13 protein-coding genes and 2 pseudogenes are annotated in these 14,679 nt (G+C 70.9%); 6 read left to right on the top strand and 9 right to left on the bottom strand.

Annotated elements, in window-relative coordinates:
- The 5 genes from mmsA to ABZ484_RS25725 all read right to left on the bottom strand — a co-directional run.
- A partial coding sequence (gene mmsA, locus ABZ484_RS25705) for a multiple monosaccharide ABC transporter ATP-binding protein (RefSeq protein WP_358868283.1) occupies nucleotides 1–1,526 on the bottom strand: 1,526 nt, incomplete at its 3' end.
- A 53-nt stretch (nucleotides 1,527–1,579) separates the two neighbouring features.
- Nucleotides 1,580–2,695: a multiple monosaccharide ABC transporter substrate-binding protein gene (gene chvE, locus ABZ484_RS25710; RefSeq protein ID WP_358868284.1), complete on the bottom strand. Its 1,116-nt coding sequence runs from the start codon at nucleotides 2,693–2,695 to the stop codon at nucleotides 1,580–1,582.
- A 234-nt stretch (nucleotides 2,696–2,929) separates the two neighbouring features.
- Nucleotides 2,930–3,898 carry a hypothetical protein gene (locus tag ABZ484_RS25715; protein WP_358868285.1) on the bottom strand — a complete coding sequence of 323 codons (969 nt, stop codon included), beginning with the start codon at nucleotides 3,896–3,898 and terminating at the stop codon, nucleotides 2,930–2,932.
- Nucleotides 3,899–4,025: 127 nt separating this feature from the next.
- Nucleotides 4,026–5,030 carry an alcohol dehydrogenase catalytic domain-containing protein gene (locus ABZ484_RS25720; protein ID WP_358868286.1) on the bottom strand — a complete coding sequence of 335 codons (1,005 nt, stop codon included), beginning with the start codon at nucleotides 5,028–5,030 and terminating at the stop codon, nucleotides 4,026–4,028.
- Between the two features lie 8 nt (nucleotides 5,031–5,038).
- Entirely contained in the window at nucleotides 5,039–6,202 is a 1,164-nt protein-coding gene (locus ABZ484_RS25725) for a mandelate racemase/muconate lactonizing enzyme family protein (RefSeq protein WP_358868287.1), read from the bottom strand.
- 191 nt (nucleotides 6,203–6,393) lie between these two features.
- Here ABZ484_RS25725 and ABZ484_RS25730 point away from each other — a divergent pair, with 191 nt between their 5' ends.
- A complete protein-coding gene (locus tag ABZ484_RS25730; protein WP_358868288.1) occupies nucleotides 6,394–7,182 on the top strand; it encodes a hypothetical protein in 789 nt (262 codons plus the stop codon).
- 147 nt (nucleotides 7,183–7,329) lie between these two features.
- Here the strand turns inward: ABZ484_RS25730 and ABZ484_RS25735 are convergent, their stop codons facing one another.
- Nucleotides 7,330–7,773 carry a MarR family transcriptional regulator gene (locus ABZ484_RS25735; RefSeq protein WP_358868289.1) on the bottom strand — a complete coding sequence of 148 codons (444 nt, stop codon included), beginning with the start codon at nucleotides 7,771–7,773 and terminating at the stop codon, nucleotides 7,330–7,332.
- Nucleotides 7,774–7,918: 145 nt separating this feature from the next.
- Here ABZ484_RS25735 and ABZ484_RS25740 point away from each other — a divergent pair, with 145 nt between their 5' ends.
- From ABZ484_RS25740 to ABZ484_RS25750, 3 genes are all read left to right on the top strand, one after another.
- Nucleotides 7,919–8,941 carry an NADP-dependent oxidoreductase gene (locus tag ABZ484_RS25740; protein WP_358868290.1) on the top strand — a complete coding sequence of 341 codons (1,023 nt, stop codon included), beginning with the start codon at nucleotides 7,919–7,921 and terminating at the stop codon, nucleotides 8,939–8,941.
- A gap of 153 nt (nucleotides 8,942–9,094) precedes the next feature.
- Entirely contained in the window at nucleotides 9,095–9,514 is a 420-nt protein-coding gene (locus ABZ484_RS25745; protein ID WP_358868291.1) for an organic hydroperoxide resistance protein, read from the top strand.
- Between the two features lie 45 nt (nucleotides 9,515–9,559).
- Nucleotides 9,560–10,438: an EI24 domain-containing protein gene (locus tag ABZ484_RS25750; RefSeq protein WP_358868292.1), complete on the top strand. Its 879-nt coding sequence runs from the start codon at nucleotides 9,560–9,562 to the stop codon at nucleotides 10,436–10,438.
- 13 nt (nucleotides 10,439–10,451) lie between these two features.
- Here ABZ484_RS25750 and ABZ484_RS25755 read toward each other — a convergent pair.
- Nucleotides 10,452–10,670, bottom strand: a pseudogene (locus ABZ484_RS25755) (LysR substrate-binding domain-containing protein); the annotation flags it as partial.
- A gap of 85 nt (nucleotides 10,671–10,755) precedes the next feature.
- Between ABZ484_RS25755 and ABZ484_RS25760 the strand changes: the two are divergent.
- Nucleotides 10,756–11,136, top strand: a pseudogene (locus ABZ484_RS25760) (RidA family protein); the annotation flags it as partial.
- 221 nt (nucleotides 11,137–11,357) lie between these two features.
- Nucleotides 11,358–12,353, top strand: coding sequence for a hypothetical protein (locus ABZ484_RS25765; protein WP_358868293.1), 996 nt, complete (start codon nucleotides 11,358–11,360; stop codon nucleotides 12,351–12,353).
- A 114-nt stretch (nucleotides 12,354–12,467) separates the two neighbouring features.
- Here ABZ484_RS25765 and ABZ484_RS25770 read toward each other — a convergent pair whose 3' ends face one another.
- Both ABZ484_RS25770 and ABZ484_RS25775 read right to left on the bottom strand, forming a co-directional pair.
- The gene (locus tag ABZ484_RS25770) at nucleotides 12,468–13,901 is read right to left on the bottom strand and encodes a phosphodiester glycosidase family protein (RefSeq protein WP_358868294.1); all 1,434 of its coding nucleotides are present in this window, start codon (nucleotides 13,899–13,901) and stop codon (nucleotides 12,468–12,470) included.
- Nucleotides 13,898–14,650 (bottom strand): peptidase inhibitor family I36 protein, encoded by a 753-nt coding sequence (locus ABZ484_RS25775; RefSeq protein WP_358868295.1) that lies wholly within the window; start codon nucleotides 14,648–14,650, stop codon nucleotides 13,898–13,900. Before ABZ484_RS25775 ends, ABZ484_RS25770 begins: the two co-directional genes overlap by 4 nt.
- Nucleotides 14,651–14,679: the final 29 nt, after the last annotated feature.

Genomic DNA, 14,679 nt, shown 5'->3' on the forward strand with positions numbered 1-14,679 from the left:
GTCATCAGGCGCATCAGAGACTCCTGCGTCGCCTCGGCGCGCGGCACCTCGCCGGTCAGGCGGCCCGCGGCCATCGTGTAGATGCGGTCGCACATGCCGAGCAGCTCCGGCAGCTCGGAGGAGATGAAGACCACCGCCTTGCCCTGGGCGGCCAGCTTGTCGATGACCGTGTAGATCTCGTACTTGGCGCCGACGTCGATGCCGCGCGTCGGCTCGTCCAGGATCAGCACGTCAGGGCCCGCGAAGATCCACTTGCTGAGGACGACCTTCTGCTGGTTGCCGCCCGACAGCTTGCCCGCCGGTTCGAAGACCGTCGGGGCCTTGATGTTCATGGAACTCCGGTACTCCTCGGCGACCTGCCGCTCCTCGTGCTCGTCGACGACGCCTCGCCTCGCGACCTTGCCCAGCGCCGCGAGCGAGATGTTGCGGTTGATGGTGTCGATGAGGTTGAGGCCGTAGTGCTTGCGGTCCTCGGTGGCGTACGCGATCCCGTGGCCGACCGCCTCGGAGACCGTCTTCGTACGGATCTCCTTGCCGTCCTTGAGGACGGTGCCGCCCGCGTACCGTCCGTAAGTGCGCCCGAAGACGCTCATCGCCAGCTCGGTGCGGCCCGCGCCCATCAGCCCGGCGATGCCGACGATCTCGCCCCGCCGCACCTGCAGCGAGACATCGTCGACGACCTTGCGCTCCTGGTCGATGGGGTGGTGCACCGTCCAGTTGCGGATCTCCAGGGCGGGCGCGGCGCCGGCCTCGGGGTGGTGCGGGGTGCGGTCGGGGAAACGGTTGTCCAGGTCGCGGCCGACCATCCCCGAGATGATCCGGTCCTCGGTGGTCTCCGGCGCCTTCACATCCAGCGTTTCGACGGTGCACCCGTCCCGGATGATCGTCACCGAGTCGGCGACCTTGCGGATCTCGTTGAGCTTGTGGGAGATGATGATCGAGGTGATGCCCTGGTTCTTCAACTCCAGTATGAGATCGAGGAGTTTGTCGGAGTCCTCGTCGTTCAGCGCGGCCGTCGGCTCGTCGAGAATGAGCAGCTTCACCTCCTTGGAGAGTGCCTTGGCGATCTCTACGAGCTGCTGCTTGCCCACACCGATGTCGGCGACGGCGGTGTTCGGGTTCTCGTCGAGACCCACCCGGCGCAACTGGCGCGTGGCGTGCCGGAGGGTCTCGTGCCAGTTGATGAGCCCGCGCGAGGCGTGCTCGTTGCCGAGGAACATGTTCTCGGCGATCGACAGGTACGGGACCAGGGCCAGCTCCTGGTGGATGATGACGATGCCGCGCTTCTCGGAGGCGTTGATGTCCTTGAACCGGCAGGGCTCCCCCTCGAAGAGGATCTCGCCCTCGTAACTCCCGTGGGGGTGAACGCCGGAGAGCACCTTCATCAAGGTGGACTTCCCGGCGCCGTTCTCCCCGCAGATGGCGTGGACCTCGCCCGCGCGGACGCTCAGGGAGACGTCCGACAGCGCCTTGACGCCCGGGAAGGTCTTGACGATCGAGCGCATTTCCAGGACGGGTCCCGCCATGGTCGTGCCCTTCAACTAGATTGCGGAGACGGTCGGTCGGAGTGCCGGCCGACCTACTTCAGGCCCAGGTCGGCCTTGGTGTAGTAGCCGGTGTCGACGAGCTCCTTCTGGACGTTGTCCTTGGTGACGGCGACCGGCTGGAGCAGGTACGACGGGACGACCTTGACGCCGTTGTCGTACGTCTTGTTGTCGTTGGTCTCCGGCTTCCTCTTGTTCAGCACGTCGTCGACCATGGTCACGGCCTCCGTGGCGAGCTGGCGCGTGTCCTTGTAGACCGTCGAGTACTGCTCGCCCGCGAGGATCGACTTCACCGAGGCGACCTCGGCGTCCTGGCCGGAGACGACCGGCAGCGGCTTCGACGTGGAGCCGTAACCGTCGGACTTCAGGGCGGAGATGATGCCGATGGAGATGCCGTCGTACGGCGAGAGCACCGCGTCGACGCGGGCGCTGGAGTACGTCGAGGTCAGGATGTCGTCCATGCGCTTCTGCGCGGTGGCGCCGTCCCAGCGCAGCGTCGTGACCTGGTTCATCTTGGTCTGGCCGGACTTCACGACGAGCTGCTTCTTGTCGATGTAGGGCTGGAGCACGCTCATCGCGCCGTTGAAGAAGTACTTGGTGTTGTTGTCGTCGTTGGAGCCGGCGAACAGCTCGATGTTGAACGGGCCCTTCTTGCCGTTCGTGAGGCCCAGCTTGTCGACGAGGGAGGTGGCCTGCAACTTGCCGACCTTCTCGTTGTCGAACGTCGCGTAGTAGTCGACGTTCTTGGTGCCCAGGATGAGGCGGTCGTACGCGATCACGGGGATGTTCGCGTCGGCCGCTTCCTGGAGCACGTTGTTCAGGGACTTGTTGTCGATGGCCGCGATGATCAGGCCCTTGACGCCCTGGGTGATCAGGTTCTCGATCTGGGAGACCTGGGTGTCCGGGTCGTCCTCGCCGTAGACGAGCTTGGTCTTGTAGCCCTTGGCCTTGAGTTGCTTGACGACGTTGTTGCCGTCGGCGATCCAGCGCTCGGAGGACTTGGTCGGCATCGCGATGCCGATGGTGGCGCCCTTGGTGTCGCCCGACTTCTCCTTGCTGCCGCCCTCGCTGTTCTGCCCGCAGGCGGAGAGGGTCAGGGCGAGCGAGGCGGCGGTGGCCATCGCGGCGAGTGCGGCTCTGCGGTTGCGCATGGTCATCATCCTTGGTGTGTGGCGGGGTCGGTCCGGTGGTCGGTCCGGTGGTGCGAGGGCCGTGCGGGGCGCTGCGCGTCGGTGGTGCTCGGGGTGGTGCTCGGCCTGGTCCTGCGGTGGTGCGTCGGGATGGTGCCTAGGGATGTGTGGGGGCGGAGCACTGGTGGACCGGGAACGGTTGTGTGGGATTGTGCGCGGACGTGTGGTGTTCTGTGAAGCCGATTTTCCGGAACGTTATGCCGGTGTTTCGAACCGGCGCAGCGCGCCCGGCAGCCGTGAGCCCAGCGGCGCCATGTCCCCGGCGGCGCCGTGGCGTTCGAGCAGATCCAGTGCGAGCCGGCCGCGGCGCACCCGCTCCCGGGCGGTGGCCAGGGTGACCTCGCGCAGCTGGTGCCCGTACGGGTAGATCCCGGGCGCCTTGGACAGGCCGAACTTCAGGTACAGCGGCGCCCCGCGCCGGATCAGCTCGGCCACCTCGTACATCCGGACATAGCCGCCGAGGTCGTCCGGGGCCTCGATGTACATGTCCATCGGAGCGGCCGATGCCCGCCGGATCTCGGTGAGGTGATCGAGCGTCAGGTCGCTGGGCACGTTGACGGAGTCGGCGCCGAGGTGCTCGTAGACGGCGTAGGAGGCCGGGTTCACCGGGCCGATCAGCGCGGACACCTTGAGCGTGGTGTCGGCGGGGAGGATGCCCGCCGCGCGCGCCCGGTGCAGCGTCCACAGCACGCCCTCGTCGGCGACCAGCAGGCACTTGACGCCCAGCTCCGCCGCACGGACGGCGTCCTCGACGCACCCGGCGACCGCGTCGTGGCCGCGGGCGCGCAGCCCGGCGCCGCGCGAGTCCGAGCGCACCGAGGCGCCCGTGTCCCAGGTGCCGCGTGGGCCGGTGAACAGGCAGAGCTCGATGTCGCGTTCGGCGGTCGCCTCGACCATCTCGGTGATCTCGGCGTCGGTGAGCATCCACACGCCGCTGCCCTGGCTGATCCGGTGGATCGGGACATCGAGCCGCGAGGACTCCTTCAGGACCACCGCCAGCGCCTCGGGACCCTCGCACGAGGGGATCTCGGTGCGCCAGCGGCCGCCGCCGGGGAAGGTGTGCGGCGAGGCGTCGGCGGGGTCGAGGGCGGGGGCGCCCAGGCCGAGCGCGGTGAGCAGTTGCTCACCGGGCCTGCGGGCTGCCGTGGCGGAAGCGTCGGTCACAAGCTGTCCTTCGGGTTCGCCGAGCCATTCGTTCGATATTTCGGACGAAGTTCGTGGCTCAGGGTGTGAAAAAAGTGGCGGTGCGCCGGCCGCGGCGCCGTCAGGTCGCGCCGCGACCGGCGCACGACTACGGGCGGAGCAGGACCTTGCCCACCTTGGGATCGCCGGCCCCGACCAGCTCGATGGCCTGGGAGAACTCGGTGAGCGGGAGTTCGTGGGTGACCAGCGGCAGCGGATCGAGCAGCCCGGCCGCGAACACCCGTACCGTGTGCGCCCAGGCGGCGGGCGGCGCCCCGAACACGGTGTGCACCTCCAGCTGCCGCACCACCAGGTCGGTCGGGTCGAGCCCCTCGGCGCCCGGCGCCGGGATGCCCGTGAGCACCAGCCGTCCGCCCCGCTTCAGCAGCGCGGCGGCCGTGCGGGCCGCGTCCGCGGACCCGGCGGTCTCGACGACCACGTCGAAGCCGCCCGGCAGGTCCTCGTCCTTGGTGCGGAAGTCCGTGGCGCCGAACCGCCGGGACAGCGCCTCCCGGTCCCGCCGCGTGCCGACCACCAGCAACCGGGCCGGAGAGACGGCCCGCAGGAACTGCACGGCGAACATCCCGAGCGTCCCGGTGCCCACCACCGCGACCCGCTCACCGGGCCGGGCGTCCGCCTTCAGCGCGGCGGCGGCGATACAGGCGGCAGGCTCCAGCAGCGCGGCGGCGGTGAGGTCGGCGTCCTCCGGCAGGACGTGCAGCAGCCGGGCCGGCAGCGTCAGCGTGGCCGCCATCGCCCCCGGCTGGGTGAAGCCGGTCTCCTCGTACCCCGCGCCGCACAGGGTCGTCTCGCCCGCGTGGCAGTGGTCGCAGACCTGGCAGTTGCGAAAGCCCTCGCCGACCACCTTGCGGCCCACCAGGTCCCCCGGCACCCCCGCACCGACCGCGCGCACGGTTCCGGACCACTCGTGGCCGGGTGTGAGCGGGTAACGGACGTATCCCTCGGGCCGGTTGCCCTGGTACACCTCGCGGTCGCTGCCGCAGATCCCCACGGCGTGCACGGCGACCAGCGCCTCGCCCGGGTCCGGCTCGCGCGGGGTGTGCTCGGCGAGCCGGTGGGCGCCGGGCGCCTCCACGACGACGGCGGTGCTCACGGCCGTGCTCACTTCGTGCCCTTGGGCTTGCGCTGCTCCCAGCCCTCGGCCCACAGGTCGAACCGGGCCTGCTGCTGCGGGAACTCGGCGGCCGCGTCCACGTCCAGCTCCACGCCCAGACCCGGCGCGTCGGAGAGGTGGAAGCAGCCGTCCTCCGGGTCCACCTGCGGGGCGCCCTTGACCACCTTCTTGATCTCCGCGTCGGCGAAGTCGTTGAAGTGCTCCAGGATCTTGAAGTTCGGGGAGGTGAAGCCCACCTGGAGGGAGGCGGCGGTCAGCACGGACCCGCCCACGTTGTGCGGGGCGACCAGCATGTAGTGGGTCTCCGCGGTCGCGGCGAGCTTCCGCGTCTCCCAGATGCCCCCGATGTGGCCGACGTCCGGCTGGATGATGTCGACGGCCTGGCTGTCGAACAGCTCCCGGAACTCGATCCGGTCGTGGATGCGCTCACCCGTGGCCACCGGGACGTCCACCTTGGCGGCGACCTTCTCCAGCGCCTTCAGGTTCTCCGGCGGCACCGGCTCCTCCAGCCAGGCCGGGTCGAAGGGGGCCAGCTCCTTGGCCAGCCGTACGGCGGTGGCGGGGGAGAAACGGCCGTGCATCTCCAGCATCAGCTCGGCCTCGGGCCCGATGGCGTCGCGCACGGCCTCGATCAGCGAGACGGCGTACAGGGTCTGCTCGTGGTCGAGTTCGAAGTGCCCGGTGCCGAACGGGTCGATCTTCAGCGCCCGGTACCCGCGCTCCATGACCCCCTGGGCGGCCTTGTGGTAGGCCTCCGGCGTCCGCTCGGTGGTGTACCAGCCGTTGGCGTACGCCTTGACCTTGTCCGTCACCTTCCCGCCCAGCAGCTGCCACACCGGTACGCCCAGGGCCTTGCCCTTGATGTCCCAGCAGGCCATCTCCACGACCGCGATGCCCGACATGACGATCTCGCCGGCGCGCCCGTAGTCGCCGTACTTCATCCTGCGGACCAGGTCCTCGACAGCGAACGGGTCGGATCCGAGAATGTGGTTGGTCTCGGCCTCCCGCAGATAGCCGATCAGCGCGTCGGTGTGACCCAGCATCCGGGTCTCGCCGACTCCCGTGATCCCCTCGTCGGTGTGCACCTGGACGTAGGTCAGGTTGCGCCACGGCGTTCCGACCACGTGTGTGCTGATTCCGGTGATGCGCACGGCGGTTGCCTCTCGCTGTTCGATATTTCGTCACCCGTTCGAAATGCTGGCGTGACAGTAAGGATGCGCGGCGGGGAGTGTCAATGGGTCCGACACGTAACGGTTTAGGCAAGCCTTTCGGTGCTTCCCCACGGAACCTTCACAACGATGCCTAGGAACCCGACGCGCGCGGAATCTAGTCTTCCCGCGTCATGAACTACTGCCACCCGTGCCGACGTCACCTCAACGGCGCCCTCGCCTGCCCCGGCTGCGGCACTCCGGCCGAAGCGCTCCACGAATACGCGGACGCGGCGCCGGCCGAACCCGTGGAACTCCCCGCGCAGGAGCGGGAGTTCGCGGACGGCGCGGGCGACAGCGGGGACGGCTCCGAGGAACCCCTGGGCCGGGCGGATCGGCGCCGGGGCCGTGGACGCGGGCGCGGCACGCCCGAGGAGGACCGGCAAGGTCCCGTGGCGAGCCGCCGCGACCGCAAGGCCGCGGCCCACCGCAGGCGCCGTCGCAGGACCCTGCTGATCGGCGCGGGATTCGTCCTGGCGGCGGGCGGCCTGAGCCTGGCCGAACTGGGCACGGACGCCCCGATCCTGCCGGGCTTCTCCAGCCCGGAGCCGGCCGCCGCGGGCGACGAGACGGCCGACGGCGGCGCGACGAGCCCCGGCGCGTCCGGGACGGCCTGGCCGCCGGGCGGCACTCCTGGCGGCGGCACGGCCGCACGCAAGGCCTCGGCCACGACATCGGCGTCCCCGTCCGCCTCCGCGAAGGACGAGAAGCCGGAACCGGACGAGAGCGCCTCGGGAAGCCCGCGCCACTCGGCACCGGCGACGAGGGGCGCGGGGACGGGCGGCGGTTCCGGTACGACCGTGGCACCACCCCGCCCGAGCAGCACCCCCACGCCGCCGCCAGCGACGTCGGACCCCCGCCCGAGCCCGACCCCCACCGCGACCCACACGAAGTGCGAACGCTTCCTGTGGTGGTGCACATGACGTAGCCGCGTGCAGCCGCGACATGGCCGCGGGCGGTCGTGACATGGCTGCGGGCGGTCGCGCCTCCCCAGGGCTTGACGTCATCCCCACCCGCGCCGGCTGCGACTCAGGTCAACTGCTACAGCGACGCCCGCTCACTCAAGTCGCTCAAGCTTCCTCGTTCAGCATCCGCCGCAGCAGATCCCGCAGTACCAATCGCTCCCCCTCGCTCAGCCCGGCCAGCGGCTCCCGCGCGAACCGCAGTCCCTCCCGCAGCTCCCGCGCCACCCGCCGCCCCTCCTCCGTCGCCGCCGCCAGCTTCACCCGGCGGTCCGCCGGATCGGGCCGCCGCTCCGCCAGGCCCCGCGCCTCCAGCCGGTCCACGATCCCCGTCACGTTCGACGGCTCGCACTTGAGCTTCTGCGCCAGCTTCCGCATCGGCAGCGGCTCCGCCGACAGCAGACTCAGCAGCCGCGCCTGCGCGCCGGTCAGCGCGTGCTCCCCCGCGGCGTCCTCGTAGTCCTCGTAGAACCGGGCCACGACGTCGCCGATGAGCTCGACGACCTCCTGGGTCAGCGCATCGGGGCGATGGGTCTTCGATGGAGTGGCCATGGCGTCCAGAGTACCCGCTTACTTGACATCCTGAAATATTCAGGCGCATGGTTGTTTCAGGTGCTGAAACATTTCGGGCGTCGCAGCCCGCCAGGACCGCACCAGACCCGCCAGGAACCGCACCGCACCGACGAGAGGCGCCACCGTGTCCGACACCCCCACACTCCCCGCCGTCAGCCGTGAATGGCACCTGCTCCGCCGCCCGGTCGGCTGGCCGAAGCCCGAGGACTTCGCCCTGGTCGAGGCCCCGCTCCCGCAGCCGGGCGAGGGCCAGATCCTGGTACGGAACGAGTACCTCTCCGTCGACCCGTACATGCGCGGCCGGATGAGCGCGGCGAAGTCCTACGCGGCGCCGTACGAGCTCAACAAGCCCATGCTGGGCGGCGCCGTCGGCCGGGTCGTCGCCTCGCGCGCCGAGGGCTTCGCCGTCGGTGACCACGTCCTGCACTTCGGCGGCTGGCGCGAGTACGCCGCCGTGGACGCCCGGCACGCGGTCGAGGTCGACCCGGAGGCCGCGCCCCTGTCGACGTACCTCGGGGTGCTCGGCATGACCGGGCTGACCGCCTACGCGGGCCTGCTGCGCACCGCCTCCTTCAAGGAGGGCGACGTCGTGTTCGTCTCCGGCGCGGCCGGCGCGGTCGGCAGCCAGGTCGGGCAGCTCGCCAAGCTCAAGGGCGCCTCGCGCGTGATCGGCTCGGCCGGCTCCGACGAGAAGGTGAAGCTGCTCCTGGAGGAGTACGGCTTCGACGCCGCCTTCAACTACAAGAGCGGCCCGGTGAGCGAGCAGCTGCGCGGCGCCGCCCCCGACGGCATCGACGTCTACTTCGACAACGTCGGCGGCGACCACCTGGAGGCCGCCATCGGCTCCCTGAACCAGGGCGGCCGGATCGCGGTCTGCGGCATGATCTCGGTCTACAACAACACCGAGCCCGCCCCCGGCCCGAGGAACCTGGCCCGGCTGATCCAGACCCGAGGCCGCATCGAGGGCTTCCTCGTCGGCGACCACTACGACCTCCAGCCGCAGTTCGTGCGGGAGGTCGGACCGTGGGTCCGCTCGGGCGAGCTGAAGTACCGCGAGACCGTCGTCGAGGGCGTCGAGAACACCCTGGAGGCCTTCCTCGGCGTGCTGCGCGGCGACAACACCGGAAAGATGATCGTCAGGCTCTGACCGGCGGACCGGCGGACCGGCGGACCGGCGGACCGGCGGACCGGCTCCCCGGTGATGGCCTTCACTGAATTTCCGGCATGCGGTAACTTCTTTCCGGAATCCGCCGTCGATCGTGGGCGCGAGTCGTGGCGGACCGAGGAGGAAGACAACCGCATGCCCATTCAGCAGTCCGAGGTCCTGTACACCGCCGTGGCCACCGCCGAGGGCGGCCGCGACGGCCGCGTCGCCACCGACGACGGCAGGATCGACGTCGTCGTGAACCCGCCCAAGGAGATGGGCGGCAGCGGCACCGGCACCAATCCCGAGCAGCTGTTCGCCGCCGGCTACAGCGCCTGCTTCCAGGGCGCCCTGGGCGTCGTCGCCCGCCAGGAGGGCGCCGACATCTCCGGCTCGACCGTCACCGCGAAGGTCGGCATCGGCAAGAACGAGGACGGTTTCGGAATCATCGTCGAGATCTCGGCCGACATCCCCGGCGCCGACGCCGCCACCGCGAAGGCCCTGGTCGAGAAGGCCCACCAGGTCTGCCCGTACTCGAAGGCGACGCGCGGCAACATCACGGTCACGCTGGCCTGACCGGGGCCGGCCTCCCGGCGACGGGCCCCTCGCTAGAGTGGGCCCATGCGTGATCTTGGGGTGGGTTTCGGTCATCTCCTGAAGGGCCAGCGCTGGGTGGCCCGGCACGGGAGGTCGTTCGACCTGGGCCTGCTGCCCGGTCTGATCACCCTCGTCCTGTACGCGGCGGCCCTGGTCGCGCTCGCGATCTGGGGCGAGGACGCCGTCGCCTGGGCCACCCCGTTCGCCGACGGCTGGCCGAGTCCCTGGCCGGGGCTGTTCCGCGGCTTCCTCACCGCCGTGCTGTTCGCCCTCGGCCTGCTGCTCGCCGTGATCACCTTCACCGCGGTCACCCTGCTGATCGGCCAGCCGTTCTACGAGATCCTGTCCGAGCAGGTCGACCGGGACGTGTCCCCGGACGGCACGGCACCCGAGTCCACGCTGCCGCTCTGGCGGGAGCTGTGGATATCGGCCCGCGACAGCCTGCGCGTGCTCGTCCGGGCCGCGGTGTGGGGCGTACTGCTCTTCGCCCTGGGCTTTCTGCCGTTCCTCGGCCAGACGGTCGTGCCCGTGATCGGCTTCTTCGTCACGGGCTTCTTCCTCACCGAGGAGCTGGCGGCCGTCGCGCTCCAGCGCCGCGGCCTCGAACTCCGGGACCGTCTCGCCCTGCTGCGCTCCCGCAAGGCGCTGGTCTGGGGCTTCGGCGCGCCGCTGGGCCTGGCCTTCCTGGTGCCGTTCGTCGCCGTGTTCCTCATGCCGGGCGCGGTCGCGGGCGCCACGCTGCTCGCCCGCGACCTTCTGGACGAGGAGACGGTCGACCGGACCGACGGCGACGCAGGCGACGGCGGCTCGAACCGCGACGACACGGGCGACGGCGGCTCGAACCGCGACAGCGACACGGTCACCCGGGCATCGCAGGCGCCGCAGGCACCGCGGACCCCCTGACAGCCGAGTCCCGCAACGCGACCAGCGCGACGTCGGGCCGTACGGACGCGGCGGCGAGCGCCGGGACCAGGGTCACGCCCAGCCCGGCGGCGACGTAGCCCTGTTCGGCGGTCCACTCGGCGACGACGTGCGCGATGCGCGGGCGGAAGCCGTGGCGCAGCACCGCGTCGAGCAGGGTGCCCTCGGGCCGTGGGCCGCCGGAGATCCAGTCAGCGTCGGCGAGTCGGCCGAGGACGACCTCGCCCGGCCGCCGCCCACCTCCGCACCGCGGACCCCGTCACCGCCGTGTCCCGCATCGCCCTGTGAGGAGCTGCGACATGCAGATCACCCTCGGCAGCCCCGCCGGCGCGCCCCAGCCCCTGAGCCCCTACTACTCCCAGGTCGCCCGCGTCGAACACGCCGACGGGAGCGCCCTGTTGTTCGTCTCCGGCCAGATCGCCGAGGGCGCCACACTCGCCGAGCAGAGCCGCGGTGTCTTCGAGACCGTCGCCTCGCTCCTCGACGCCCACGGCGCGAGCCTGGCGGACGTGATCAGCATCCGCACGTATCCGACCGACGTCGACAAGCTCGCCGAGTACGGCGCCGTACGGCGGTGGTTCCTCTCCGGCACCCCGCCCACCAGCACGACCTTCGAGGTGTCCCGGCTGTTCCGGCCCGAGGCGCAGGTCGAGGTCGAGGTCGTGGCCGCCGTGCCCGCGCGGACCCGGGACGGCCGCCAGTATGTGAAGGGTTCGTACGAGGTTACGGCCAGACGTTCGATCTGCGGCCCGCACGGCAGCCCGGCGATTAGGGTCTGATCCGGGACAAGTCTCCCTGCGAGCAGCCCCGGTCCGGGACCTGACCCCTGGACCGGGGCTCGTGGCGTCGTGGCCGGATGTGGCAGACTCCCGGCCCGGAAACGCCGGACCAGACCGGTCCGGTGGACGTTCAGGGGGAGACGCAGATGTATCCGGGGCAGCAGCAGCCGGGGCCGTACGGACAGCAGGGGGCCCAGCAAGGACCGTACACGCAGGGACCGGGACCGTACGGACAGCAGCCGTACCCGCCGCAGGGCGGCTACGGACAGCCCGGACCGTACCCGCAGCAAGCACCGCAGCCGGCACCGTACGGGCAGCAGCCGGGCCAGTACCCGCCGCCCCCGCCGCAGCCCTACGCCCCCCAGCAGCCCTATGCCCCCCAGGCCCCGCAGCAGCCCCAGGCCCCGCTTCAGCGGCTCGGCGAAGGCCATGTGCGGCTGGACCCGAACCTCACCGCCGACCAGCGGACGCTGGTCCTCAGGATCCAGAAGAAGTCCAAGCTCCTCGCCTACGGCTTCGTGCTCGGCATCCCGCTCACCTTCGGCGGCGCGCACTACGGCATCACGCGCGCCCCGGCCGGTTTCGGCGCCGCGGCCGTCGGGCTGGCCCTCGCGGCCATGGGCGTCCTCGCGCTGACGCAGATGCAGGCCATGAAGCGGCAGCTGCGCCTGATCACCCCGGACGCCTGGCGCTCCCCGGCGGCGCACCTGCCCGGCGCCCGCAAGGCCGCCACACTGGCCGCGTACATCAACGGTGTGCTGGTCCTGCTGTCCTTCGCCGCCACCGGCTATCTGCTGGTCAAGGGCGCCGGCTGGGGCGCCTACGGCAACTCCTTCGGGTTCGGGGCGCTGATGGGAGGCGCGTTCATCCCGTTCGCCATGGGGCTCGGCGCCGCGACGACCATCCCGCAACTGCTCCAGGTGATCCCGGCGGGCGCCAAGGTCGGCCGGAGCCTGTACTCGATCATCCTGGTGCTGGCCACCACCGTCACCGGCGAGGGCATCAAGAGCGGCGAGGCGCAGCCGACGCTGATCGGCGGAGCGGTGCTGCTCGTCTGCGCGGGCGCGGTCGCCCTGCTCGGCCGCGCGGCCAAGCGAATGCGCGGCGAGGGACTCTAGGTTCTTTCGTCCGGATCACGCCGGGCTCGCGGGGCCCGGCAGCGGGCGGCGGAACCGGAGCACCGCGGCGGTGCCGGCCGCGGCCTGCCGCCCGCCGAGAAGGGGGCCGAGCGGCTACTTCGCGTACATCCCGTAGCCGCCGACTCCCGAGTACACGGCATCGGCCACGTGCCGGTAGACCTTGACGCCGTTCACCGTGTCCGTGGGCGGGGTGAGCGGGGTGAGTGCGTTGAGCGGCTTCGTGACCGCCATCAGCGTGGTCGATCCGCCGCCGTCGAGGTTGAGGGCGTCGACCAGCGCGAGCTCCGGGGAGGCGAGGAGCGTGGCGAAGGTGCGCAGGTAGTCGCCGTCCTCCGTGTCCTGCCCGGTGAGGGTGATGAGCACGGGGTGGCCCTTGATGTTGGTGCCGAGCGCGGTGCGCGAGTCGGTGCAGATCGGGTTGGTGCCGTCGGCGCCCGTCGCCGTACCACTGCATGAGTTCGGCAGCTCGTCGGGGACGGCGTCGTTGCGCAGCAACTGGTGGAAGGAGCTGACCACGTCGACGGAGTCGTCCAGCGGGATGTCCCGGTCCAGCGTCACGTCGTGCAACTTCTGACCGAGCGTCACCCGGTCGTCCCGGACCAGGTGCTCGCGCAGCCATTGGGCGCCGGTTCCGATGCCCTGGAGGATGTGGCCGCCCGCCGGAACGTGCACCTGCTCCGCCGCGGTCCGGCCGCCGCGTCCCTCGTGGGCGTCGGTGACGACCCCGTCGGCGTCGAGGACGACCTCGAAGCCGGGGTCGTCGTCGGCGGTGATGAGCGGGTCTATGCCGGGCTTCGGCACCGGGTACTCGTAGTCGTCGGTGAACAGGACGATCTCGTCCGGGTCGGTGAACAGACCCTTCTGGTCGGTGACGGCCGCGTCCTCCGCGTCGCGCGCGCAGCCTCGGATCCGGCCCGGGTCCCGGTTGATGTCGTCCAGGCCGACGGTGGCGCCGGTGGAGGTGGTGAGCGACAGCTCGGCGCGGAGCTTGGTGATGTAGGGGATGCCGTACTGGAGTACGGCGCCGCTGCTGCCCGCGCCGTTCATCCAGCAGCCGGCGCTGTGCAGGACGCCGTCGGTGGCCGAGACGCCCAGGTGCACGAGGGCCTTGGGCTCGTCGTCGGCGGGCAGGACGTGGTCGGGATGCTTGGGATCGGACTTGAACAGGCCGCCGTTGACGCCGACGAGCGGGCGGCGGGCGGCGACGGAGCTGACGGTGGCGAGCTGGTCGGCGACGGTCTCGGTGATGCCGTCGCCCCTGCCGACGGTGCTCTCCAGGGTGAGCGCCCCGGCGGTGGGGTCGATCTCGACGACCTGGAGGATGCGGGCCTTGGCGCGGTTGTCCGGCGTCGACTCGGTCCACGTGGTGCGGGTGACACCGGCGGAGACGGTGACGGCCGTTCCCTTGGTCCAGTTGGCGGCGAGCAGGCTGGGCTCCGACGGCTCGGCGTTCGCCGGCGAGGTGAGGGCGAGTGCGGCGCCGAGCGCGGCGGCCGCGGCCGTCCAGGGGCGGTGGGTCCTGGTCACTGGCACTCCGAGGTTCCGTTGACGAGTTCGTGCGAGCGGAAGGTGCCGGCGAACGGGGCGGGCACAGTGGTGCTGTCACCACGCAGGACGACGTACGCCCCGTACACCTGGCCGTCCGCGGGGTCGGTCCAGGTGCCGGTGAAGTCCGGCTCGGGGTAGAAGCAGACGTGCTTCCTGGTGCGGTTCCACACGGACACGGGCGCGACGTCGCTGCCGTAGCTGTTGCCGTAGTTCTTCGTGGCCGTGTCCGTCGCCGGCCGGTGGACGGTCATCGTGCCGCGGCCGTTGGGCTCCGTGAAGGTGCAGACGCGGTTGTCGGGGCAGCGCTCGTATCCGGTGAAGCAGTGCGCACGGGAAGGGACCAGCTTGTGGGAGCTGATGGTGCCGGCGAACCGCGAGTCGGTGGAGTACTCGTCGGAGTTGGCCGGCTTGATGGTCTGCAGCAGGCCGCCGTAGCCCGTGCCGACGTAGACGCAGGCCCACAGCTTGGTGTTGTTCTTCGCGGACAGGGTCTTGCCGTCCCAGGTCGCGTCGTAGCTCTCGGCGTTGCCGGACTCGGTGAAGTCGCGGCGGTCGCCGCTGCCGTCGCTGCCGCTGTAGAGGCACAGCGTGTCGGAGGGACAGTCGTCGAAGGGAGCCGGATCGGCCTTCGCCGGGAGGACGAAGAGGAGCGAACACAACAGGGCCAGGCCGACCGTGAGCAGGTGGCCCGGCCGTGGAAGGGTGCGTTTGACGCGGGAAATGATCACGGCGGAAGAGTCTGCCACCGCCGTCCGCG

The organism is Streptomyces sp. NPDC006393 (assembly GCF_040628575.1).
In the GTDB taxonomy this organism is placed as follows: Bacteria; Actinomycetota; Actinomycetes; order Streptomycetales; family Streptomycetaceae; genus Streptomyces.